Raw genomic sequence first — 22,572 nt, 5'->3', positions numbered from 1 at the left:
CATCAGGCAGCGTCAGCGCTCTGAACCGGCTGCGCGGCCATTTCCGTTCGGCATCTCTGCCGGTGGAGCCGAGCGAGCTTCAGCAGGTACTCGCGCGTTATCCCGAGCCCCCTCGCCACGGCGTTTGCGTCCATGGTGGAGTCTGCCGCGAACCGGGCGATTGCCTCCGCCCGCTCAGCCCTGCTCAACGCTGCGGTAGAGCCCCGCAGGGTCCGCCCCACGGCACCACTGTCCTTGCGCTCCCGCCAGCTGGCGCGTAGGGCGGAGCGCTCAGAAGCGATCAGGCCCCCGCGAATTCCGAATTCCTCGTCGCCCCGCAAGGACTCCACAAGGCACCGGGCCGCTGTCGTCAGCGGACAAGCCGCGCACATATTCAGTGGCCTGACCAGGGAAAGGCCCAGTCGTTCCACCGTGTCCATGGGCTCATCGTGTGGATCGTCGCCGCAAGGAAAGAACAGGTCGGTATCCCGCCCGGAGCAACGAGCGTCCTCGGCCCAGTGCTTACCCTGGGCCTTGTCGGACTCTTCAAGAAGGGGGCTCCAATCGCCCCGCAAAGCCGCCTCGGAGAGGTCGGATATAGTGGTTCTCATTACGCCTCATGGTGCTAGCGGCGCACGGAGCCTTATGCGGTCCGGCGCGAGAAAGGGAATCGGAAGCTGTTGCAACTGCCGATGAATTGGGAGGCGTGAATTACGCGGCTTCGCTGTCGACCGAGCCTTCGGTAACAGGCTTCGCGAAGTTGTAGACGCGAGAATCGCCGGGGACCGAGAACTCGACGTCGAGGATCTTCCCCAGCGTCTCCCACGTCCCGTGGTCCCAGTCCGGCGAGGCATCGAGTTGCGCGCTCACCCAGGCGTCAATGGCGGCGTCGAGGTCGTCGTCAGCCACGACCGCACTCACGCTTCCAGCCCGCGCAGCGTGGCCGTCCGCAGATCGAACGTGTGCCCCGTGGCGGCCCACTTCGCGTGGGGGAATGAGCGGATGATCCACCGTGCGAGCGTCAGCGCCCGGGCGCGGGGAACGCGGAGAGTTCGGCCCCTCTCGTCCACGGCTGTCAGCCGCAGGTGGGGCCACAGGGTCCGGGGGCCCTGGAGGCGGACATGGATGGCAACAGCGCCGGGCAGCAGGGCGGCCAGCTGGGTGGCCAACCGTTCGGCCGGCCCCGGAGCTATGTCCTGCTCCGGGTTGCGCTCCGTAGCGGGGGGCATGCGACACTCCTCTATGCGGTACGCCACTCCGTTGATGCCGTGCTAGGAGCACGGAGTGGCTGTGCGTGACCACGCGCCCTGGCGAAAGGGAGCAGGTCACGGGCTGTCAGGCGTCCGGGAGCTGCGAACTCTCGGACGCCGATGGCGTTTTGAGGGGAGGAGGCGTACGCCAGCGGCGCGCGGTTCCTCCCCTCCATCTCGCCGGACCCGGGCGGGGTGGGCAAGATGGACGAAAGGAGGGGGTGCGAATCCCCTCTTTTTTCGCTAAACTGAAGCTATCGCAGTTCGGGAAGAAAGTCAACGCGCCGAAGTTTCTTCGGTTCAGACAAAAATGAGGTCGCATGCCAGCCCGCCGCTTCGATCGACACCGGGTGCGCTCGGTGCGTCGAGCTGCCGAGATCTCGCAGTCCGACGTGGCCGAACGTGTCGGTGTCGCGGATTCGACGGTGGCGGGATGGGAGCTGGGCAGTTCGGTTCCGGATCAGGAGAGGTTGCCGGCCCTTGCCCAGGCGCTCGGGGAACAGCTCGATGAGCTCTTCCCTCGGAGCGGTCCACCGGATCTCACGGACCTGCGGTGCGACGCCGGTATCTACCGCAGAGACACGGCGAAGATCATCAGCATGAAGAGCGACGGCCCGGTGGCCGGGGCCGAGGGCGGTGTCCGGCACCTCAAGGATCGCTACCTTCCGCCGCTGGCGGACGCCTACGGCGTGACCGTCGAGGTGTTGCTGCGGGCCCAGGAGCGTTCGTTTGCGAAGCAGTCGGGCGGCGAAGAGGTCAGCCAAGAGGCCGGAGCCGAGGAGCCGCCTTGCACGCTGGCCGACAAGATCACGCTGATGCTGGAGCGTTCGTACCCGACAGGGAGCGCACCGGGGGACACCGAGATCGCGGCGGCGGTGAACACACACGCCGGGGCGGAGGTCACCTCGCCCACCGAGATCGAGTCTCTCCGGACCGGGCGGAGCGAAGAAGCGACGCCGGTGGTCCTTGAGGGGCTGGCCCAGTTCTTCGGCGTCACGCGCATGTACTTCGAGCCGGACGAGGCCGTTGCCCGCCAGGTCTACGAAGGACTCCGGCTGATGGGGGCCGCCAAGCAGGGGAAGGTGGGCCGGGTCCGGGCCCGCGGAATCACCACCGAGGGCCTGTCGGCCGGAGTCCTGTCGATCCTCAACGATCTCGCCGCCGAGCTGGAGAAGGCCGACCCGGACACCAAGTAGTGCCTGTCCCCGGCCCTGCCAGGGTTGGGAACAGGCACTACCGCTGTGCTGCTGTCCTACTCGGCTGCGTCGAGCTGGTAGCGCCGACCGGCGGCGAACACGGCCCTGATGTTGCCCAGAGCGGCGATGTCGGCGAGCGGATCGCCGTCGACCAGCAGGAGGTCCGCACGGAACCCGGGGGCGATGCGCCCGGTCGCCGAGCCCAAGCCGAGGGCTGCTGCTGCCTCGCTCGTCGCCATGTCGATGATCGAGCTGTTCGCCAGGCCCAGGTGGGAGTAGAACCCGAGGGCCGGCACCAGGCCATCGAACCCCGCGCGCTGCACCCCGGCGTCGGTCCCCGCGACCAGGCGCACCCCGGCGTCCGCCATCTGCCGTACGAGGGCGAACATCGCGGCGGCGCGCTCCTCACCGAAGACCCTGGGGAGCATCCGCCAGTGGGGACTGACCGCAGGGCAGACCACAATCCGCCGGTCGATGATCTCCTTGAGCACGTCCTGCCGAAGGTCGAGACCGCTGTCCGTCATCCAGGTGCAGTGCTCGATCGTGTCCACGCCGGCCTCGACGGCAGCAGCGATGCCGTCGGTTCCGTGGGCGTGGGCGGCCACCGGCACACCGGCCTTGTGCGCTTCGTCCACCAGGGCGGCGAGTTCCTCCGCCGTGAACTGGCTCTCGTGGCTCGCGGGCCCGCCCTTCGTCAGCCCGCCGCCGGTGACCATGGCTTTGACGACCCCGGCGCCGGCCGCGACGTTGCGGCGAACCAGTTCGCGCACCTGGTCCTCCCCGGACACCTCGCCGCCGAGGAAGTGGCAGTGCCCGCCCGGCGTGGTCAGCGGGGTGCCCGCCGACACGATCCGCGGACCCGGGGTGCCGCCCTCGCCGATGGCGGCAGCCAGTCGCAGCGCGAGGCCGTGCCGGTCGCCGAGGTCGCGGGCGGTGGTGACGCCGCTGCGTAGGAGCTGCTCGGCGCGACGGCGCATGTCCTCGAAGAGGGTCTCGTCCGTCGAACCCTCAAGAGCCGGCACCGGGTCCGGGCTGCCGTCGAAGACCAGGTGCACATGGGAGTCGATCAGCCCCGGCAGGAGCGTGCCGTCGAAGTCGAAGCGGGGGACACCGGTGGCAGCCTGCTGCTCGATCTCAGCCCGCGGGCCAACCGCGGTGATCGAGTCGCCCTCGATCAGCACCGCGCCGTTCTCAAGGTACTGCCCCGAACCGACCAGTACCCGCGCGCTGGTAACCAGCATCTTGCCTCCATGATCTTTGTGGGTCATGCCGCATCCCGCAGCGCGTCGGACACCGCGATCAGCTGTCGCACATCCGACTGCCGGTCGCTGCCCAGGGCCATTGCCAGGGGAACAGCCGGACGCGGTGCCGGTACACCCTCCCCGACCCGGGCGGCGGCACGGTGCAGCCGCGCCGCCAGGTCCCTGGCGTCGACGTCGAGGAGCCCCCCGTCGTCCCCCTCATCGAGCAGGTGAGGGCTGATGTCCACGAGGCCGTCTCGGCACTCCACGATGCGGCGGTGATATCGGCGGTGGACCCCGCGGGCCCGCCACCGGTCCAGCGCCGCAGGCGACGCCGGCCGGAGTACGTTCTCGGGGTACGCCTCGGTCAGCAGTTCCCACAGCGGGGCGAGCCGCCGGTGATCACGACGATGCCGGAGCCAGAGCCGCAGCGAGGAGATCCGGGCTCTTGCTCCCGGATACGTGATCCCCGCCGCGAACAGCAGGATCGAGACCACCAGGAGGACGGCCACGGGCGCCATCACGGCAGTGGGAACGTCGACTCCGGCCGAGCGGAACGCGACGAAGACGGCGCGAACCGCGCAGGCCACCGCCATCGCGCCGAGGCCCGCCGCTGCCATCCACAGGCCGGTGGAGTGCGGGCGCTGGGACATCCGGGCATAGCGGCGCGTCCACCGGGCCGCCATCGCCAGGGCGTACATCAGGTACAGGCCGGCACCGGCGTAGAAGAGGGCGACCTGCGGAATCGTCATGTCCGCCGTGCTGAACGAGCCGACGAGGGCGTCAGGGGGTCCCCCCAGAGCTGCCATCGTGATCGTGACGATGACGACCGCAGCGACGACGGCTTCCTTCCGGGCCCGGCTGCGGCCCGCCTCACGGTCGGTGGCGGAGTAGAGGTAGAAGCACATCAGGAAGTAGACGGACAGGACCAGCAGCACGTTCTGGATGAGCTTCGCCGCCCCGTGCCCGGCGACCATGTCGATGCCGGAACTTCCGCCGGGCATGGTCACCGGGTACGACAGCGCCGAGCAGGCCAGGCACAGCGTCACCGAACGCAGCGGTGCATCGTGAGGCGAGCGCTTGAGCTGGTAGATCTTCCAGACGAGAGCGGCCAGCAGCACCAGGAGCAACAGTTCCACTACATCCACCCCCGTCGGTCACCGAGCGCCGCTTCCACGCGGCGAACTTCGGGGTCGTCCGACAGCGGTGTGGTGCCGTCCAGCACCGACGACCACTCCAGGATGATCGTGGCGACCAGTTCGACGGCGCACTCCTCGCCGTCGTCGTACGAGCACCGGCGCGCGACACGCTTGATCGTCTCGGCCGTGAACACCGGCAGCAGGCTGGCCCAACCCTCAACGAAGACGGCAGCCTCGTCCGTTGCTTCGTCGGTGGGCTTGCCGGGGGCTCCGGCGGCAGCCCTCGCTGCGGCTTCCTCGTGCTCCGCGACGAGGATGTGGCCGATCTCGTGGAGCCGGATGTGGTCCTGATGCAGGCGCGTCGTCTCTGCCTGATAGAGGATCACGTCGTAGTTCTCGTACTCGACCCACATCCCCGACGGGCCCGGCTTCGGCAGCGCGGCCTCCCGCAGGTACAGGGGCCGTCCCCGTCGGCGGCTGAGCGCCTCGCAGAGCTTGTCCACATCGAGCGGAGGCGTGATCCCGAGGTCTTGGAGTTCACGTCGGATCAGCCGATGCAGATCCCGTTCCACCGTCCGTCTTGCCGCCGGCCGCCAGCGGCCTAGCAACCTGCCGCGGCCCGCTCTGCCCTTCGCGGGCGCCTTACTGAGGTCCGCCGCTCCCAGGCGACCCTTCCCTGACCACATGTGAGTTGCAACCTTCCGACACGCGAGTGATGGCTCCCCCGAGCCGGGCGACCCCGCGAAGACGCTGCTCATCCCCGCGCGGTCGTCGGCGGCACTGCCGCCCACCCGTTACGTCCCCTGGACCTCCGGCCGGGCGCAGAGCCCGACCCTCCAGAGCGCATCGCCGCAGGTGGCGAGGCTCGATGGAACTGCTGGGGAACTGCCAGCGACATTACGTGACGGCTTTGCCAAGTCATGACCAAGTTGCGGACGAAGAGGCATGATCAACTTGAAGAGCCCATAGAATTCCCTGATGTGTCAAAACGCATCAAATCGCCCACGATCGATTTGATCAAGGCTCTGAGCTGTGGCTTCGGTGGCGGGTGTTGGTGCGCCGACGTACGTGATCATGGGGTCATCTTGTTACCGATCCGTAACTCTTGAGGTGAGGGTTGCCTTATCTGCGACTCTGGATCGTAGATCCCCAGGTCAACAGGGGTGTGGCCATGCTCACTTCCGGATGAGTCGGGCAAGGCTCGCTATACGCTCAAGTCATGTTGAATGCGATATCCGGCCAATCTGACGGTTACGTCGAGTTCTGGTCCGAGTACCACCTGTGCACCCTGACCACGCTTCGCCCGGACGGCCGACCCCACGTCGTCCCCGTCGGCGTGACCCTCGACGCAGCCGCCGGAGTAGCCCGGGTCATCACCCGCAGGTCCAGCAGGAAGGTGGCGAACATCCTCGCGGCCGACGAGCCGGCCCGGGTCGCGGTGTGCCAGGTCGACGGCGGCCGGTGGGCCACCCTCGAAGGCGTGGCGGAGGTCTGCACGGACGCCTCGGCTGTCGAGGACGCCGTCACGCGCTACGGGCAACGGTACGGCCGAACGCCGGCCCCCGACCCGGAGCGGGTAGTCATCCGGATCTCGATCGAGCGGGCGATGGGCCACACGGCACCGGCCGCACCGCGGCCTGCCGCCGCTTGAGCCGCCGAGCCCACAGCTCGAAGCCCGGATCGGTCCGGTTCGCCGGAGGCCGGACGGAGCGTCCGAGAGCTGCGGCAGCATCCGTCGTGGTTCAAACGATCCGGGGGTGAGCGGTGGTGACGACCCCCGGGGGTCGTCACCACCGCTCACCCCCGGAGCCCCGTTCGCTCAGAACCGGGGGCTGCTACTTCCACACAGGGATGAGCCTCTTGGGGTTCGGCGTCTTGTTCCCCTTTTGTCCAGGCAGGACCTGGACGGCGGCGAAGATCTCGAACAACACCTGGCGCTTCTGGGAAAGGTCATACTCGCCCGCGAGCCACTTCTTGGCCACGTCATTAGGCGCCTCATTCTGCGTCGCTGCTGCCAATTCGAACTTGGCTCGCTCGCTGCGCAACTTCTTGACTTGCCTCTCCAGGGGTGGCGCCAACCGGTAAAACATTGCGTCGGGGACTTCGTCGGCCTCCCACTTTTTCTCCAATCTGGCGAGCTTGTCCGCCTTCTGTTGGAGTTTCTCCTCGTCAGGCCACGCAACCTTGACCGCAATGAAAGTGGCCTGGGCTTTCTTCAGCTTCGCCAGCACCAGGCGCTGGAGCTGCTGGTCGACCATGGGCCCGGAGACCGAGTTGCGCGAGCACGTCGAGCAGGTGTAGACGTACGGGCTTCGCTTGCTCTTGGTCTTCGTCCCGCCCATGGGCTCGTTGCAGACGCGCGTTGTGACCGCCCCGTCCTTCTCCTCCTCGATGCGGTACTGGCAGCGGAGGAGTGTCGAGCCCAGGTACTTGACGGTTTTCGGGATTCCAGTGATCCGCGGTGTTCCAGAGCCACGGGCAACATAGGTGCTCCCCGCCCCGAAGGTGGCGCACACCGCGCGCCACTTTTCCGGTGTCGTCACGGTTTCCCAGATGCCCACGATCGGCTCGTTGTCGTCATCCAGGACGAGTTCGCCGCGGTTTGCGCGATATCCGCACACGCGAGGAGCGGTCATCATCTGAGTGAGTGTCTGCGCAACGAGATCATTTCCGCGAGTTCCCGTCAATCCTCGCCGTTTCGATTCGTCGCAGAGGGTCTGTACCGCTTTCCCCTTGATGCGCTCGTCAATGGCCCATGCCAGAAAGTCTGACTCGGCCCGCAGAAGCGTCGTTCGGTCTTCGTTCCAGCCGAACGGCCTCGGGCCGCTGTGGGGCAGCCCGTCGAGTATTCGGTCCTGGTGCCAGTCACGGATTCGGCGTTTCTTCTTCATGGCTTCGGCCTTGTTGACCACTGCCATGATGCCGGTCTTGATGATCTCGCTTTCCTCGGTGAGATCCATCGGCCCGGACGGGGTGTAGAAGCGCCGGCTCGGGTCGAGTGTGATCGCCTCCACGAAGTCTTCCCAGTCCCGGTCCGTGCGCTGCACGCGGTCTTGGTCGACGCAGATGATCCCGTGGACCGGGTAGCCCTCCGGCGTGTGCCCCCTGCGAAGGTCCCGCAGCATCGCCTGGAAGTCAGGACGGACCACGTCGCGCTTCGAGGCCGACAGGTCGTTGTCGGTGTACCGGTGAACGATCACGGCCCCGTGGCGGGCGGCGTTCCTGTCGTTGCGACGGTGCTGGTTGGCCACGCCTTTACCAGCCGACCACGCGGACGTGGCGGCCTTCTTCTTGTTGTGCTTGCGCCAGTCGTCCGAGATCCGGGAGTACGCGATCAAGAAGGGCGTGTCGGGGTGCAGCCGGGCGAGTTCCTCCGGCGGAGCGAGCCCGGCGGGCCTGCCGCGCAGTTCGAGGTCGTTCGGCCCTTCGTCCTCGGCGGCGGAGGGGGCGGCGGCCCGCTGGTTACTTGCTGTATACAACTTCTTACTCCTGGTCCGGCGGTCCTGGGCCGGAGGCTGTGGATCGTGCAACGATGCGGGTATGAACCGACTGGCTAACGAGCAGTCGCCCTACCTACTCCAGCACGCCTCCAACCCAGTGGATTGGTGGCCATGGGGAGAGGAGGCGATGGAAGAAGCTAAGCGACGGGACGTGCCCATCCTCTTGAGTGTGGGCTATGCGTCCTGTCACTTATGCTTCTACTAATTTACTGGTGCCACGTGATGGCCCACGAGTCGTTCGAGGACCCCGTCATCGCTGAGGTCCTGAACCGGTCCTTCGTCAGTGTCAAGGTGGACCGCGAGGAGCGGCCCGACGTGGACGCCGTGTACATGGAGGCCGTCCAGGCGGCGACCGGGCAGGGCGGCTGGCCCATGACCGTGTTCCTGACGCCCGACGCCGAGCCGTTCTACTTCGGTACGTACTTCCCGCCGGAGCCCCGGCACGGGAGCCCTTCGTTCCGGGAGGTGCTGGACGGGGTCGAGCGGGCGTGGCGGGGGCGTCGGGACGAGGTCGCCGAGGTCGCCGCGCGGATCGCCCGGGACCTGGGGGAGCGGCACCTCGGGCACGGGTCCGGGGCCGCGCCGGGCGAGGCGGAGCTGTCGGGGGCGCTGCTCGGGCTCACCCGGGAGTACGACGCGCGGTACGGCGGGTTCGGCGGGGCGCCCAAGTTCCCGCCGTCGATGGTGGTCGAGTTCCTGCTGCGCCACCACGCCCGCACCGGCTCGGAGGGCGCCCTCCAGATGGCCGCCGACACCTGTGAGCGGATGGCCCGGGGCGGGATCTACGACCAGTTGGGCGGGGGGTTCGCCCGTTACTCGGTCGACCGCGAGTGGATCGTGCCCCATTTTGAGAAGATGCTTTACGATAACGCCCTTTTGTGTCGGGTGTATGCCCATCTGTGGCGGGCCACCGGGTCGGAGCTGGCGCGCCGGGTGGCCCTGGAGACCGCCGACTTCATGGTCCGCGAACTCCGTACGGAACAGGGCGCGTTCGCTTCCGCGCTGGACGCCGACAGCGTCGGGGCGGACGGGGTGTCCCGGGAGGGCGCCTACTACGTGTGGACCCGTGACGAGCTGCGCGGGGTGCTGGGGGAGCGGGACGCCGAACTCGCCGCCGAGTACTTCGGGGTGACCGAGGAGGGCACCTTCCCGGAGGGCGGCGAGGGCGTCTCGGTGCTGCGACTGCCGCTGAGCGACGGGGTGTTCGACGCCGAGCGGGTGGCCTCGGTGCGCGCCCGGCTGCTCGCGGCGCGCGCCGAGCGGTCCGCGCCGGGCCGGGACGACAAGGTGGTGGCCGCCTGGAACGGGCTCGCCGTCGCCGCGCTGGCCGAGACCGGCGCCTACTTCGACCGTCCCGACCTGGTGGAGGCCGCGGTGGGCGCGGCGGACCTGCTGGTGCGGGTCCACCTCGACGACGCGGCCCGGCTCGCCCGCACCTCGCGGGACGGCCGGGCCGGGGCCAACGCCGGGGTGCTGGAGGACTACGCGGACGTGGCCGAGGGGTTCCTCGCGCTGGCGTCGGTGACCGGTGAGGGCGTGTGGCTGGACTTCGCCGGTTTCCTGCTGGACCACGTGCTGGCCCGGTTCACCGGTGAGGACGGTGCCCTGTTCGACACCGCCTCCGACGCGGAGCGGCTGATCCGCCGTCCCCAGGACCCCACCGACAACGCCGCGCCCTCCGGGTGGACGGCCGCCGCCGGGGCGCTGCTGTCGTACGCCGCGCAGACCGGTTCCGCGCCGCACCGGACGGCCGCCGAACGGGCCCTCGGCGTGGTCACCGCGCTGGGTCCGCGGGTGCCCCGGTTCGCGGGCTGGGGGCTGGCGGTGGCCGAGGCCGCGCTGGACGGTCCGCGCGAGGTGGCCGTGGTGGGTCCCGAAGACGACCCGGCGCGACGGGAGTTCCACCGGGCGGCGCTGCTCGGCACGGCGCCCGGGGCGGTCGTCGCGGTCGGGGAGCCCTCGCCCGGCGAACCGTCGACGGGTTGGCGGAACAAGGGTGTTGACGAGGGCGGGCCGGAACTTCCGTTGCTCGCCGGGCGTTCCCTGGTGGACGGGCGGACCACGGCCTACGTCTGCCGGAACTTCACCTGTGACGCGCCCACCACGGATCTGGAGCGTCTCCGGGCGGCCGTGGGGGTCAGGTCCGGGTTCGGTGGCGCCGATATCAAGTCAACTTGAGGGGTCAACCGCAAGCCGTGTCAACACCCGTACGGGTTATATGGATTGCGCTTTCCCCCGTTCTGTGACCCGGAATGCCCCCCTCCATGCCCGAAAGATCGTCATACAGAGCCGCCCGATGCGAAACAGGCCATTTATCGGGTGAGCGCCCCAACTTCATATAACCCTCCTAGTCTCTCCACATCGGTGGGGGGTACGGCACGGTGCCGTGCGCCGATGGGGTCCAGGGGGGATCTGCTTGCTCACGTCTGTCTTGCTCACCGCCGTGTCGCTGGCGCTGTTCTGGATGGCGGCGTTCACGCTCTGGTGGCAGATGCACGCCTGGCGCACTCCGGAGGTCCTCGCCTCCACCAGCTTCGGCAGCCCCGAGGGCGGTGGCGCCCTGTCCTTCTCGCTGCTGCTGCCCGCCCGCCACGAGCAGGCCGTCCTCGACCACACCATCCAGCGGCTGCTGGAGTCCGGGCACACCGACTTCGAGATCATCGTCATCGTCGGCCACGACGACCCGGAGACCGCCGAGGTCGCCCGGCGCGCCGAGGCCCGTGACCCCCGGGTGCGGGTGATCGTCGACACCCACGAGGCGAAGAACAAGCCCAAGGCCCTCAACACCGCGCTCCCGCACTGCCGGGGCGACGTCGTCGGGGTCTTCGACGCCGAGGACCAGGTCCACCCCGATCTGCTCACCCACGTCGACCACGCCTTCCGCTCCACCGGCGCGGACGTCGTCCAGGGCGGCGTCCAGCTCATCAACTTCCACTCCAGCTGGTACAGCCTGCGCAACTGCCTGGAGTACTTCTTCTGGTTCCGCTCCCGGCTCCATCTGCACGCCCAGAAGGGGTTCATCCCGCTCGGCGGCAACACCGTCTTCGTCCGCACCGACGTGCTGCGCGAGGCCGACGGCTGGGACCCGCAGTGCCTGGCCGAGGACTGCGACCTCGGGGTGCGGCTCTCCAGCGTCGGCAAGAAGGTCGTCGTCGCCTACGACTCGGACATGGTCACCCGGGAGGAGACCCCCGGCAGCCTGATGTCCCTGATGAAGCAGCGCACCCGCTGGAACCAGGGATTCCTCCAGGTCTACCGGAAGAAGGACTGGAAGCGGCTGCCCACCGCCGGACAGCGGCTGCTCGCCCGCTACACCCTGATGACCCCGTTCCTCCAGGCGTTCACCGGGGTGATCATCCCGCTCAACGCGGCCGTCGCGGTCTTCCTCGACGTGCCCGTGCAGATCGCCTTCGTCTCCTTCCTGCCCGCCGTCGCCGCCCTCGTCACCTTCGTGTTCGAGGTCGTCGGACTGCACGACTTCGGCAAGCAGTACGGACTGCGGGTCCGGTTCGCGCACTACGTCAAGCTCGTCCTGGGCGGGCCCTTCTACCAGGTGCTGCTGGCGGGGGCCGCAGTCCGCGCCGTCTGGCGCGAGCAGCGCGGCCGCCACGACTGGGAGCTGACCAGTCACACCGGCGCCCACCTCGCCACCGCACCGGCCGCCGCCCGGTCCGTCGACTCCCGAGAGGACGCCCCCGCGTGACCTCCACCCTCCCCGCGGTGGACACTCCCCCCGTCCCCGCGCGGCGCCCCCGCGCGCCCCGGCGCCCCGTGCTGACGCACCGGCCCGTCGTCCGCTTCCGCAGGTCCTCCACCGACCTCGCGGTCTGTATGACGGTGCTCGCCGCGATCGTCCTCGTCCAGGGCTGGAACATCGGGGCCTACCCCACGTTCAGCGACGACGAGGGCACCTACCTCGCGCAGGCGTGGGCGATCCAGCAGGGCGACGGACTCGCCCATTACACCTACTGGTACGACCACCCGCCCGTCGGCTGGCTCCAGCTCGCCGCGCTGACCTGGCTGCCCGCGCTGTTCGTGCCCGAGGCCATGACCGTGGGCACCATGCGGCTCGCGATGCTGATGATCGTCGCCGCCAGCGCCGTCCTCGTCTACGTGCTGGCCCGCAGGCTCTGGCTGCCGCGCTGGTCCGCCGGGCTCGCCATGGCGCTGTTCGGGCTCTCCCCGCTGGCCGTCAACCTCCAGCGGCAGATATTCCTCGACAACATCGCCGTCTTCTGGATGCTCCTCGCGTTCTGCCTCGCGGCCTCGCCCCACCGGCACCTGTGGCACCACTTCGCCGCCGGGATCGCCGCCGCGATCGGCGTCCTCAGCAAGGAGACGATGCTGCTGGTGCTGCCCGCGCTGCTGTTCACCATGTGGCGCTTCAGCCATCGCGACACCCGCAAGTTCGCCTTCACCGGCGCCATCACCTCCTGCGCCCTGATCGGCTTCTCCTATCCGCTGTTCGCGCTGCTCAAGGGCGAACTCCTGCCCGGCGAGGACCACGTCTCGCTCTGGGACGGCGCCAAGTACCAGATGAGCCGCCCCGGTTCGGGCTTCATCCTCGACACCTCCTCGGCGGCCCACCAGGTCCTCCAGGACTGGCTCTACTACGACGCGGTCCTCCCGCTCGGCGGCCTCGCCGCCGCCCTCGCCGTCCCGCTCGCCTACCGCTGGTCGGTCACCGCCCGCGCGCTCACCGGGCCCGCCGTCACCGTGCTGATCCTCGCCCTCGTCGCGATGCGCCCCGACGGCTATCTGCCCGCCATGTACGTGGTGCAGGCCCTGCCGTTCCTGGCGCTCGTCCTCGCCGGGGTCACCGCCAGCGCCGTGCACGCCCTGCTCCGCCGCTGGCGCCGCCCCGGCGAGAAGCCGCTGCTGCGCGGGGCCCGGGTGGGACTGGTCGCCGTCCTCGCCCTCGCCGCCACCGCCTATCTGGTGCCCCGCTGGTACGACGGCAACCGGGTCGCCCTCACCGCCGACGAGTCCGCCCCCTACCGGGCCGCCGCCGCCTGGATGGCCCGCGAGGTCCCCGACCCCGGCCGCACCCGCGTCCTCACCGACGACGCCCTCTGGCTCGACCTGGTGCACGCCGGGTACCGGCCCGGCGACGGCGCCATCTGGTTCTACAAGGCCGACCTCGACCCGGCCGTCACCAAGACCCTGCCCCGTGGCTGGCGCGACCTCGACTACGTCGTCTCCTCCCGCACCGTCCGCCGCGACGCCTCCGACCTGCCCACCGTGCAGGCCGCGCTCGAACACTCCCGGCCCGTCGTCACCTTCGGCGAGGGCGCGGCCCGGGTGGAGATCCGGAAGATCACGGGAGGCGAGGGATGAGCGGGGGCGGCGCGTCCGGCGACCGGTCGGCTCCGGTGCGGTCCTCCGGTGACCGGACGGTTCCGGTGCGGTCCACCGGTGACCGGGTGGCTGCCGGTGACCGGACGGTCCTCGGTGACCGGACGGCCTCCGACGGCAGCGCTGTCTCCCACGGCCGGACGGTTTCCGGTGACCGGACGGCATCTGACGGCCGTACGGCGTCCGATCCGCCGGGCGGCCCCGGACCGGGCGGCCGTCGTGCTCCGGAGCCGCCCGCAGGACCCGGCGACCGGCCGCCCGGTTCGGGGCCGTCGGGACGGACCCCGGTCGACCGGACGGCCACCGGCGCGCCGCCCGGGAACTCCGGAGCCGGGTCCGGCTCCGGCGGGCATCCCGGACCCGGCCGCGGCGAGGTCGTCAGCGGGTCCGGACCCGGCGAGGTCGTCGGAGGTCCCGGACCCGGCGAGGGCCCGGGACCCGGCACCGGAACGGCCCCCGGACCCCGCCCGGCACCCGAGGACGACCCCGGACCCGAGCCCGGGGCCGTCACCCTCGTCGTTCCCACCTTCAACGAGTCCGCCAACGTCCGCGAACTCCTGCGCCGGATCGCCGACTCCGTCTCCCCGGTGCTGCCCTGCGAGGTCGTCTTCGTGGACGACTCCACCGACGACACCCCCGAGGTGATCGGCAAGGCCGCCCCCGACTGCCCGTTCCCCGTCGTCGTCCTGCACCGCGACGAACCCACCGGCGGCCTCGGGGGCGCCGTCGTCGAGGGCATCCGCGCCGCCACCTCGCCCTGGGTCGTCGTCCTGGACGGCGACCTCCAGCATCCGCCGCACCTCGTCCCCGAACTGGTCGCCGCCGGGGAACGCACCGGCGCGCCGCTCGTCGTCGCCAGCCGCTACGCCCCGGGCGGCAGCCGGGCCGGACTCGCCGGGGGCCGCCGGGTCGCCGTCTCGCGGGCCGCCACCTGGCTCACCAAGGCCCTGTTCCCCCGCACCCTGAGCGGCGTCAGCGACCCGATGAGCGGTTTCTTCGCCGTCCGCCGCTCCGCCGTCCCCACCGAGGTCCTCAAACCCCTCGGCTACAAGATCCTGCTGGAACTCGCCGTCCGGGCCCGCCCCCGCGCCGTCACCGAGGTGCCCTTCGCCTTCCAGGAGCGGTACGCGGGCGAGTCCAAGTCCACCGCCCGCGAAGGGCTGCGCTTCCTGCGCCACCTGCTCGGGCTGCGCACCGCCGCCCCGCTCGCCCGCATGATCGCCTTCGGGCTCATCGGGCTCACCGGCTTCCTGCCGAACCTCGCCGCCCTGCACGCGCTGACCTCCGCCGGGATGCACTACCTGACCGCCGAGATCGTCGCCAACCAGGCCGGGGTGGCCTGGAACTTCCTCCTCATCGAACTGCTGCTCTTCCGCGACCGCAGACGCCACCGCCACTGGGCCGACCGCACGGTCCGCTTCGCGCTCCTCGCCAACGCCGACCTCGTGCTGCGCATCCCGCTCATCGCGCTCTTCGTCCGCCAGTGGGACATGGCGGTGGTGCCCGCCACCGCGCTGGCCCTCGTCACCACCTTCGTCCTCCGGTTCGCCGGGACGGAGGCCCTGGTGTACCTGCCCCGCAGACGCCGTACCCGCCGCGACGACGGCGCCGGTACGGACGACGGCCCCGTCCCGGTCACCGGCCCCGCACCGGCCACCGGCGGCGCATCCGCGCGGGGGACCGGTCCGGCCGCTCCCGGGGCCGTGAGCCACCCCGACGGCCCGGCGCCCGCGCAGGGCACGAGTCGCACAGGTTAGGAGTACCCGCATGTCGCTCTTCCCGGCGCGGACACGTTCCGCCGTACGCGCCCGTACCGTCCCGCGACGGAGAACCGCCCTCCTCGGCGTCGTCGCGATGGTCGCCGGACTGCTGCTCGCCACCCCACAGACCGCGTCCGCCGCCAACCTCCTCACCAACCCCGGCTTCGAGACCCCCGGACCCAGCGGCTCCGCCATGCCGCACTGCTGGGCCAGGGCGGGCTGGGGCGACAACGACTTCACCTACGAGACGGTCGCCGACGCCCACAGCGGCACCACGGCGATGAAGGTCGGCCTCAGCCGCCGGGTCAGCGGCGACCGCAAGGCCATGCTCACCGAGAACCCGACCTGCGCCCCGGTCGTGCAGCCGGGCACCCAGTACGACCTGAGCCTCTGGTACAAGTCGACCACTCCGGACACCGCCGTCACCCTCTTCCGCCGGGACACCACCGGCGGCTGGCAGTACTGGACGGACCTGCGCACCCTGCCCGTCGCCACCGGGTACGAGCGGGTGGAGGTCCGCACCCCGCCGATCCCGCCCGGCACCGACCAGATCACCTGGGGCGTGTCCGTCTACGGCGTCGGCTCCGTCACCACCGACGACTACGCGATGACGCAGGTCGCCGTCGACCCGCCCGACCCGCTGTGCACCGGCACCGCCACCGAGTGCAAGGACGGCCGCTGGGACGTCCTGCCCACCCAGAACCCGGTGCGTTCCGCGCACGCCGTCGTCCTCAACAACGGCAAGGTGCTGCTGATCGCGGGCTCCGGCAACAGCGAGGAGGCGTTCGCCGCCGGGACGTTCACCTCCGCCATCTACGATCCGGCCGACGGCTCGTACCGGATCATCCCCACCCCCAAGGACATGTTCTGCGCGGGCCACGTCCAGTTGCGGGACGGGAAGATCCTGGTGATGGGCGGGAACATGTCGTACCCCGCCGCGAACGGCTCCCACGGCTACAAGGGGTACCGCGACTCGTACCTCTTCGACCCCGCGACCGAGACGTACACCAAGACCAACGACATGAACGACGGCCACTGGTACCCGTCGGCCACCGTCATGGGCAACGGTGACGTGCTCTCCTTCGGCGGGCTGCGCGAGGACTCCACCGGCTCGGTCACCGCCGACCGCTGGTCCGCCGCCCAGAACCGCTGGCTGCCCACCCACCAGGTCAGCCAGACCTGGTCCTACTGGGGCCTGTACCCGTCGATGATCCTGATGCAGGACGGCCGCCTCTTCTACTCCGGCAGCCACGTCTTCGGCAACGGCACCCCCGGCACCGGCGCCTCCATCTACGACTACGACGCCAACACCATCACCGACGTCCCCGGACTCCAGCGCAAGGACGAGCGCGACCAGTCCGCGAGCGTGCTGCTGCCGCCCGCGCAGGACCAGAAGGTCCTCACCATCGGCGGCGGCAACATCGAGACCAACCCGGACGCCAACCGCCTCACCGACATCATCGACCTCAAGGACCCCAACCCCCGGTACACCGCCGGACCGCCGCTGCCGCAGGGCACCGTCGACCGGGGCGGCGGCCAGGTCCCGCAGACCGGCGCCGAGGGCAAGATGTACGTGTCCGCGGTCCTGCTGCCCGACGGCAAGGTCCTGGAGAGCGGCGGCTCCCTGCACAACCGGGCCGACCCGGTGTTCTCCGCCTCCCTCTTCGACCCGGTCACCCGCACCTTCGACAAGGTCGCCACCGACCCCGAGGCCCGCGGCTACCACTCCTCGTCGTTCCTGCTCCCGGACGGCCGGGTGATGTCCACCGGTGACAACCCGGGCAGCAACACCTGGAACCACAACGTGTCCGTCTACACCCCGCCCTATCTGATGAAGGGCCCGCGCCCGGCGATCACCTCGCTGGCCAGCGACGAGTGGACGTACGGCTCCACCCAGCGGATCACCGTGGACCGTCCGATCGTCAAGGCGCAGCTCATCCGCCCCTCGGCGGTCACCCACTCCTCGGACCCCAACCAGCGGTTCGTGGATCTGCCGCTGACCGTCAATGGGAACACCATCGACCTCAACGTCACCAGCAACCCCAACATCGCCCCGCCCGGCTGGTACATGCTCTTCGCGAGCGACGCCAACGGGGTGCCGTCCGTCGCCAAATGGGTCCGGCTCGACGGCCCCGCCGCGCTGAGCCCGACGGCCACCGCCGGTCAGGACGGCGGCCACGGCGGTCACCACGGCGGTCACGGGCTCGCCACCGGCACCGAGGAGGCCAAGGGCACGAACGCCAAGGGCACGGACGCCGGGGCCACGGAGAGCACGAAGGGAACCAAGGGAACCAAGGGCGGCAAGGGCGGCAAGGGAACCAAGGGCTCCGGGGCCGACGCCGACCGGGCGCCCGCCCCGCACGTCCACGACTTCGCGGGCGATCTGGACGCCAAGCCCAGGAAGCCGTTGAAGAAGCGGGAGTCCCAGAAGGTCAGCCCGACGGTCTCCGGCTGCGACCGCCACTACGGCTCCGCCGGGGTGTGCGTGCCGACCGACTACCCGCCGGAGGTCAAGCCCACCGCCGCCGCGCGCTGCGCCTGGCTCGACCGGCACGACTACGGGCGGCTGAAGGTCAACGGCGAGGCCGATCCGCAACGGCTCGACCGGAACCGGGACGGGATCGCCTGCGGCAAGGGCGATCTGCGCAAGGCGGGGCGCCGCTGAGCCGGTCCCTCCGGCTTCCCGGCCGACGGGAAGGGCCCGGTGCCGCACCTTCGGGTGCGGCACCGGGCCCCTTCCGCACGGGCGTCCGGACCGGGTCCGGGCGGCCTCAGACCAGCAGGTCCTTGTAGGCGATGTTGGCCTCGTACGTGGCGGCGGGCTTGGAGCCGAAGCCGAAACAGAGCCGGGGCCGGTAGCCGCCCGTCCCGTTCGGGACCAGCATGATCGCCATGCCCTCCGGCTCGCGCATGGTGAGGCTCTTGAGCGCGCGGGTGAGCTTGCGCTCCCAGGCCCCGGTGTTGAGGTTCACCTTGGTGATGTGCGTGGTGCCCGCGTCGGTGGTGTCCGTCGGGCCGCCCGCCGTGTACTTCCCGCCCTCGTACAGGTACATGTACGACCCGTAGAAGGCGAAGCCCTGCGAGTCGTAGGCGGGCTGGGGCTTGGGCAGCGCCGCCACGTGGTGCAGCGGGACGCCGAGCGGCGCGGCCACGGCGTCGTCCAGGTCCCACACCGCGCACTGGGTCGCCCCGTTGCGGCCGAAACGGACCAGCACGCGGCGGTGGTGGATGTCCACGAAGGGCCGGGGGTTGGTGACCGTGGCCCCGGCCCCCGGCAGCAACGCCGGGTTCGGGGTGCGGTCCTTGAAGTTCATGTCCGCCTTGTCCGTCGCGCTGGTCCAGTGGAAGCTGCGCGGCGGCTGGCCGTCGGGTGCGCCGAGGTACTTGATCCGGCACAGCTTGGTGCCGAACCCGACGTTGTCACTGTCGGGAACCGAGTCGTACTCCACCCAGATGTACGGTGCCGTTCCGACCCCGGTGGGCTCCACACCGATCTGCGCGCCGTGTCCGAAGCCGCGCAGGTACATACGACCGAGCTTGGTGGAGCCGTCCCCGCTGAGTTTGGTGATCGCGAGGTCGCCCGCCGCCTTCCGCTGAGGGTGCGTCACACCGTCACCGGAGTTGTACATGACCTGGATGACGTACCAGTGATCGTTGAGGTGGTCGTACCCGGCGCTCTGCATGATGGTGTTGCACCACGCCTGCTTGTGCATGAACAGCGCGTCAGACGGGTCGTCGAGGTCGAACGACTGGGACACCGGCAGCGACGAGGCGCCCGTGGGGGCGGCGCCCGGCGCTGCCGCCGCGCTGGTGGCCATCGCCGTTCCCCCGAGCGTCAGCCCGGCGGCGAGACCGCCACCGAGCTTGAAGACACCGCGACGGCTGACCTGGTCAAACCTGTTCTCGTTCAATCCCGCGTCCCTCCCTGAGTGAATAATTCACATCCACGTTACAAGTGGAATCCATCCTGCGACCGGGCGGGATGACGCCAGAATCCCTGGTCACAGCCCCTTGCGGAGGGAGGCTGTCCGGTGCCCGGGCCCGGGAACGCCACGCACCGGCTTCCGGGGCGTACCCCGACGGCGGCTCAGGACACCGCCGGTCCGAACTCCGCCACGGCCTCGGCCACCATCCGCTCCAACTGGTCCTGGTGGGCGCCCCGCCAGTACACCCCGTCGCAGTCCACGCAGCGGGCGAACACCTCGTAGGTGCGCCGGGTGCCCTCCTCGATCCGGTCGGCCACCTCGTCCCCGGTGGCCGCCGTCAGCGTCCCGTTGCAGGCGGTGCAGCGGGTCCAGGGCCGCAGCCCGGGCGCGAACCTGCCGAGCACGTCGCGGAGTTGCTCGTCCGGACGGTCGCTGTACACGTACCCGCCCGCCCACAGCTCCCGGCGGCGCAGCAGCCCCCGGTCCCGGCTGAGCAGCACCCGCCGTTCCCCGGCGGACCGGGCCGCCAGCGCGGGGTCCCCGATGTCCACCGCCTCGTACGCGGTGTCGATCCCGAGGACCCGCATCCGCCGCGCCAGGGTGCCCAGGTGGACGTCGAGCAGGAACCGCAGCGGCGCCCCCGGCACCCGCTGCGGCCGGACGACCGCCCGGACCCGCACCCGGTCCCCGTCCCGGGGCACGTACCCGCCGGGCACCGGCTCGCCGTCGACGTCCAGCGAGCCGACCTCGGTCAGCGGGACGCCCAGCGACTCGACGACGTGGCCGAGGCTGGACGTCCCGTCGGTCCGCAGCTCCGTCGGTCCCTTCCGCCGTTTGTGCGGGACGAAGAGTCCCAGGCCGGGATCGACTTCGACGGTGATGGTGGTGATGGTCGCGTCCTCGTTCACCCGGCCAGGATGTCACCCGGGAGCGGGGCGGTGGCGGCGGTCACGGCCGGGCGCCGGACCGCCGGGCCGGACCGCCGGACACCTCCCGGACCAGCACCAGCAGGCTCAGCGCGAACATCGTGACCCCCAGCGGTACGTGCACCGACGGCACGTACGCCACGCCCACCGCCACCTGCGCCGAGGCGAGCGCCACGAACCCGGCGGCGTACCGCACGGGCCGGACCGGGCCCCCGCCCGGCCGCCACGCCAGCACCGCCGCGAGCAGGTACGCCATCGCCGCCGCGTACATCACGCGCGCGCCGACGTCGTGCGCCGCGTGACCGTGGGACGAGAACAGCAACGCCCCGGCGGTGACCGTCTGGAACAGCAGCGCGACCGTCTGCGCGACGAGCGCGCCCCTCAGGAACGCCCGGCCCCGGCGTCCTCCCGTCGTCCCCAGCGTGGTGGTCATGGCACGCCCTCTCTTCCCGCCTCGCGGCGCCGCGTCGGTAAGGTCTCGAACACTCCGACGGAACGGGACCCCGAAGTGTCAGGCGGGCAGGGGAACGGACGACGGAGGAACGGGGGACGGGGGACGGGGGACGGGGGAACGGGGACATGGTGAGCGGGGAGACGGCCCCGGGCACGGACCGGGACGCGGGCCGGGACTTGGACCAGGACATGGATCGGGACATGGATCGGGACCTGGATCGGGACCTGGATCGGGACCTGGATCGGGACCTGGACATGGATCGGGACGAGGGCCTGAACGCGGGTCCGGACACTGACCGGGGCGCGGGTCCGGGAACAGACCGGGGCGCGGGTCCGCGAACGGACCGGGACATGGGTGGAGACCCGGACGCTGACCGGTACGGGGACCGGGACGAGGTCATCGGCGAGCGGCGTCATCTGACCAACCTGTCCTACCGGCTGCTCGGTTCGCTGACCGAGGCCGAGGACGCCGTCCAGGAGACCTACGCTCGCTGGTACGCGATGCCGAGCGCCCGCCGGGACGCCGTCCGGTCGCCCGGCGCCTGGCTGACGACGGTGGCCGGACGGGTGTGTCTGGACCTGCTCGGCTCGGCACGGGTCCGCCGCGAGCGGTACGTCGGCTCGTGGATCCCCGAGCCGCTGCCCGACCGCGTGGAGCGGACCGGCGGGGTCGGTGGGGCGGTCGGCGGGCCCCGTCCGGCCGGTCGGGCTGGTCCCGCCAGCCCCGTGGGTCCCTTCAGCCCCCTCGCCTCCGCCGACCCCGCCGACCGGGTCGTCCTGGACGAGTCGGTGCACATGGCCTTCCTCGTCGTCCTGGAGACGATGACCCCGGCCGAGCGGGTGGCGTTCGTGCTGCACGACGTCTTCCGGTACCCGTTCGCCGAGATCGCGGCGGTCCTCGACCGGACGCCCGCCGCCTGCCGCCAACTCGCCTCCTCGGCCCGCCGCCGGGTGCGCGCCGCACGGGTCCCGACGGGCGCGGCGGCGGGGGAGGCCGGGGTGGTGCGGCGCTTCAAGGAGGCGTGGGAGGCCAAGGACGTCGCCGCCCTCGTCGCCCTCCTCGACCCCGACGTCACGATGACCGCCGACGGCGGCGGACTGGCCGGCGCGGCGCTCCGCCCGGTGACGGGCGGCGAGCGGGTCGCCGGGTACCTGGTCCACTTCGCGGACCGGGCACCCGGGTTGACGCTCCTGGAACGGACGGTCAACGGCCGGCCCGGCCTGGTGGCCCGGCTCGGGGACGCCGTCGTGACCGTGGCGGCGTTCGGGGTCGCCGACGGACGGATCGCCCGGGTCTGGGCGGTCCGCAACCCGGAGAAGCTACGCCCGTGGAACGCCCCGGGCTGACCCGTCCGCCGGACCGGGGCGCGCCGGTCCTACGGGTTCGGCTCGCCGTCCGGCCCGGGAACGTCCGCCACGAAGTGGTCGGACTCGCCCGCCTTGACGCCGAGGAGGAAGGCCCGGAGCTTGGCGGGGGTGGTGGTGACCACCATGGCCGGTAGGTCGCTTTCGCGGACGAGGATGTGGCCGTCCCGAGTGGCTATCTCAATGCACTGCGTTTCGCCGTTCGAATAGGACGACTTCTGCCACTGCGTGGTGTCGGACATGGGGCTCACAGCTCCCGGATGGCTTTGTGGATGAAATCCCGCGACTTGGTCGGGTCGAGCGTGATCTTCGATGCCGATTCCGCGAGCCCTCGGCACTGGGAAAGCTGCACTTCGGAATGGAGGAAGTCGACGTTGTACGCGTTGTCGATCTGAACGGTGTCGAGCTGGGGGATCGGCCCGTGGGCGTACAGCATGGACTGGGTGTAGCAGTGGAAGGTCTCGATGTCGAAGGGGATCACC

At 70.6% G+C, this 22,572-nt stretch carries 18 protein-coding genes and 2 pseudogenes; 8 read left to right on the top strand and 12 right to left on the bottom strand.

Going from position 1 to position 22,572, the window contains the following annotated elements:
- Positions 1–2: 2 nt before the first annotated feature.
- The 3 genes from ACVWNX_RS11340 to ACVWNX_RS11330 all read right to left on the bottom strand — a co-directional run bounded on the left by ACVWNX_RS11340 (position 3) and on the right by ACVWNX_RS11330 (position 1,208).
- Positions 3–590, bottom strand: coding sequence for a WhiB family transcriptional regulator (locus ACVWNX_RS11340; RefSeq protein ID WP_454413780.1), 588 nt, complete (start codon positions 588–590; stop codon positions 3–5).
- 100 nt (positions 591–690) lie between these two features.
- Entirely contained in the window at positions 691–888 is a 198-nt protein-coding gene (locus ACVWNX_RS11335; RefSeq protein ID WP_454413779.1) for a hypothetical protein, read from the bottom strand.
- An 8-nt stretch (positions 889–896) separates the two neighbouring features.
- Entirely contained in the window at positions 897–1,208 is a 312-nt protein-coding gene (locus tag ACVWNX_RS11330) for a transcriptional regulator (RefSeq protein WP_454413778.1), read from the bottom strand.
- 341 nt (positions 1,209–1,549) lie between these two features.
- Between ACVWNX_RS11330 and ACVWNX_RS11325 the strand changes: the two genes are divergently transcribed.
- Positions 1,550–2,425 (top strand): helix-turn-helix transcriptional regulator, encoded by an 876-nt coding sequence (locus ACVWNX_RS11325; protein WP_454413777.1) that lies wholly within the window; start codon positions 1,550–1,552, stop codon positions 2,423–2,425.
- A 56-nt stretch (positions 2,426–2,481) separates the two neighbouring features.
- Here the strand turns inward: ACVWNX_RS11325 and ACVWNX_RS11320 are convergent, their stop codons facing one another.
- Genes ACVWNX_RS11320 through ACVWNX_RS11310 form a run of 3 tightly spaced genes read right to left on the bottom strand, consistent with a single transcriptional unit; the run spans position 2,482 to position 5,308 of the window.
- On the bottom strand, positions 2,482–3,666 hold the full coding sequence (locus tag ACVWNX_RS11320) for an amidohydrolase family protein (RefSeq protein ID WP_454414720.1): 1,185 nt from the start codon (positions 3,664–3,666) through the stop codon (positions 2,482–2,484).
- Positions 3,667–3,689: 23 nt separating this feature from the next.
- Complete coding sequence (locus tag ACVWNX_RS11315) at positions 3,690–4,805, bottom strand: MAB_1171c family putative transporter (RefSeq protein WP_454413776.1); 1,116 nt, start codon at positions 4,803–4,805, stop codon at positions 3,690–3,692.
- The gene (locus ACVWNX_RS11310) at positions 4,805–5,308 is read right to left on the bottom strand and encodes a hypothetical protein (RefSeq protein ID WP_454413775.1); all 504 of its coding nucleotides are present in this window, start codon (positions 5,306–5,308) and stop codon (positions 4,805–4,807) included. The genes ACVWNX_RS11315 and ACVWNX_RS11310 overlap by 1 nt, the downstream gene beginning before the upstream one ends.
- A 716-nt stretch (positions 5,309–6,024) precedes the next feature.
- On the opposite strand from ACVWNX_RS11310, the gene ACVWNX_RS11305 reads away from it, so the two are divergent.
- Positions 6,025–6,456, top strand: a complete 432-nt coding sequence (locus ACVWNX_RS11305) for a pyridoxamine 5'-phosphate oxidase family protein (RefSeq protein WP_454413774.1) — start codon at positions 6,025–6,027, stop codon at positions 6,454–6,456.
- A 184-nt stretch (positions 6,457–6,640) separates the two neighbouring features.
- Here the strand turns inward: ACVWNX_RS11305 and ACVWNX_RS11300 are convergent, their stop codons facing one another.
- A complete protein-coding gene (locus ACVWNX_RS11300; RefSeq protein ID WP_454413773.1) occupies positions 6,641–8,284 on the bottom strand; it encodes a recombinase family protein in 1,644 nt (547 codons plus the stop codon).
- Positions 8,285–8,345: 61 nt separating this feature from the next.
- Between ACVWNX_RS11300 and ACVWNX_RS11295 the strand changes: the two are divergent.
- From ACVWNX_RS11295 to ACVWNX_RS11275, 5 genes and pseudogenes are all read left to right on the top strand, one after another.
- A pseudogene (locus ACVWNX_RS11295) lies at positions 8,346–10,483 on the top strand (thioredoxin domain-containing protein).
- A gap of 238 nt (positions 10,484–10,721) precedes the next feature.
- Positions 10,722–12,008 carry a glycosyltransferase gene (locus ACVWNX_RS11290; RefSeq protein ID WP_454413772.1) on the top strand — a complete coding sequence of 429 codons (1,287 nt, stop codon included), beginning with the start codon at positions 10,722–10,724 and terminating at the stop codon, positions 12,006–12,008.
- Positions 12,005–13,642 carry an ArnT family glycosyltransferase gene (locus tag ACVWNX_RS11285; RefSeq protein ID WP_454413771.1) on the top strand — a complete coding sequence of 546 codons (1,638 nt, stop codon included), beginning with the start codon at positions 12,005–12,007 and terminating at the stop codon, positions 13,640–13,642. Before ACVWNX_RS11290 ends, ACVWNX_RS11285 begins: the two co-directional genes overlap by 4 nt.
- 509 nt (positions 13,643–14,151) lie before the next feature.
- Positions 14,152–15,255 (top strand): annotated as a pseudogene (locus tag ACVWNX_RS11280) (glycosyltransferase); the annotation flags it as partial.
- A gap of 259 nt (positions 15,256–15,514) precedes the next feature.
- Positions 15,515–18,085, top strand: a complete 2,571-nt coding sequence (locus ACVWNX_RS11275; protein ID WP_454414719.1) for a galactose oxidase-like domain-containing protein — start codon at positions 15,515–15,517, stop codon at positions 18,083–18,085.
- A gap of 106 nt (positions 18,086–18,191) precedes the next feature.
- Here the strand turns inward: ACVWNX_RS11275 and ACVWNX_RS11270 are convergent, their stop codons facing one another.
- The 3 genes from ACVWNX_RS11270 to ACVWNX_RS11260 all read right to left on the bottom strand — a co-directional run bounded on the left by ACVWNX_RS11270 (position 18,192) and on the right by ACVWNX_RS11260 (position 20,705).
- Positions 18,192–19,331 (bottom strand): hypothetical protein, encoded by a 1,140-nt coding sequence (locus ACVWNX_RS11270; RefSeq protein ID WP_454413770.1) that lies wholly within the window; start codon positions 19,329–19,331, stop codon positions 18,192–18,194.
- Between the two features lie 176 nt (positions 19,332–19,507).
- Positions 19,508–20,254: a Mut7-C RNAse domain-containing protein gene (locus tag ACVWNX_RS11265; RefSeq protein ID WP_454413769.1), complete on the bottom strand. Its 747-nt coding sequence runs from the start codon at positions 20,252–20,254 to the stop codon at positions 19,508–19,510.
- 40 nt (positions 20,255–20,294) lie between these two features.
- Positions 20,295–20,705: a hypothetical protein gene (locus ACVWNX_RS11260; RefSeq protein WP_454413768.1), complete on the bottom strand. Its 411-nt coding sequence runs from the start codon at positions 20,703–20,705 to the stop codon at positions 20,295–20,297.
- A 371-nt stretch (positions 20,706–21,076) separates the two neighbouring features.
- On the opposite strand from ACVWNX_RS11260, the gene sigJ reads away from it, so the two are divergent.
- Positions 21,077–22,072: an RNA polymerase sigma factor SigJ gene (gene sigJ, locus ACVWNX_RS11255; RefSeq protein ID WP_454413767.1), complete on the top strand. Its 996-nt coding sequence runs from the start codon at positions 21,077–21,079 to the stop codon at positions 22,070–22,072.
- Positions 22,073–22,101: 29 nt separating this feature from the next.
- Here the strand turns inward: sigJ and ACVWNX_RS11250 are convergent, their stop codons facing one another.
- Positions 22,102–22,332 (bottom strand): DUF397 domain-containing protein, encoded by a 231-nt coding sequence (locus ACVWNX_RS11250; protein WP_454413766.1) that lies wholly within the window; start codon positions 22,330–22,332, stop codon positions 22,102–22,104.
- A gap of 5 nt (positions 22,333–22,337) precedes the next feature.
- On the bottom strand, positions 22,338–22,571 hold the full coding sequence (locus ACVWNX_RS11245) for a hypothetical protein (protein ID WP_454415054.1): 234 nt from the start codon (positions 22,569–22,571) through the stop codon (positions 22,338–22,340).
- Between the last annotated feature and the right edge of the window lies 1 nt (position 22,572).

The organism is Streptomyces sp. JNUCC 64 (genome assembly GCF_054484115.1).
The sequence above is the reverse complement of the archived record's forward strand: the minus strand, read 5'-3'. Positions and strand labels throughout refer to the sequence as shown.

Bases quoted from the DNA above. Each gene is read 5' to 3' on its own strand.
- ACVWNX_RS11340 (WP_454413780.1), bottom strand. From the start codon at position 590: ATGAGAACCACTATATCCGACCTCTCCGAGGCGGCTTTGCGGGGCGAT.
- ACVWNX_RS11330 (WP_454413778.1), bottom strand. From the start codon at position 1,208: ATGCCCCCCGCTACGGAGCGCAACCCGGAGCAGGACATAGCTCCGGGG.
- ACVWNX_RS11325 (WP_454413777.1), top strand. From the start codon at position 1,550: ATGCCAGCCCGCCGCTTCGATCGACACCGGGTGCGCTCGGTGCGTCGA.
- ACVWNX_RS11320 (WP_454414720.1), bottom strand. From the start codon at position 3,666: ATGCTGGTTACCAGCGCGCGGGTACTGGTCGGTTCGGGGCAGTACCTT.
- ACVWNX_RS11305 (WP_454413774.1), top strand. From the start codon at position 6,025: ATGTTGAATGCGATATCCGGCCAATCTGACGGTTACGTCGAGTTCTGG.
- ACVWNX_RS11275 (WP_454414719.1), top strand. From the start codon at position 15,515: ATGGTCGCCGGACTGCTGCTCGCCACCCCACAGACCGCGTCCGCCGCC.
- ACVWNX_RS11260 (WP_454413768.1), bottom strand. From the start codon at position 20,705: ATGACCACCACGCTGGGGACGACGGGAGGACGCCGGGGCCGGGCGTTC.
- sigJ (WP_454413767.1), top strand. From the start codon at position 21,077: ATGGGTGGAGACCCGGACGCTGACCGGTACGGGGACCGGGACGAGGTC.
- ACVWNX_RS11250 (WP_454413766.1), bottom strand. From the start codon at position 22,332: ATGTCCGACACCACGCAGTGGCAGAAGTCGTCCTATTCGAACGGCGAA.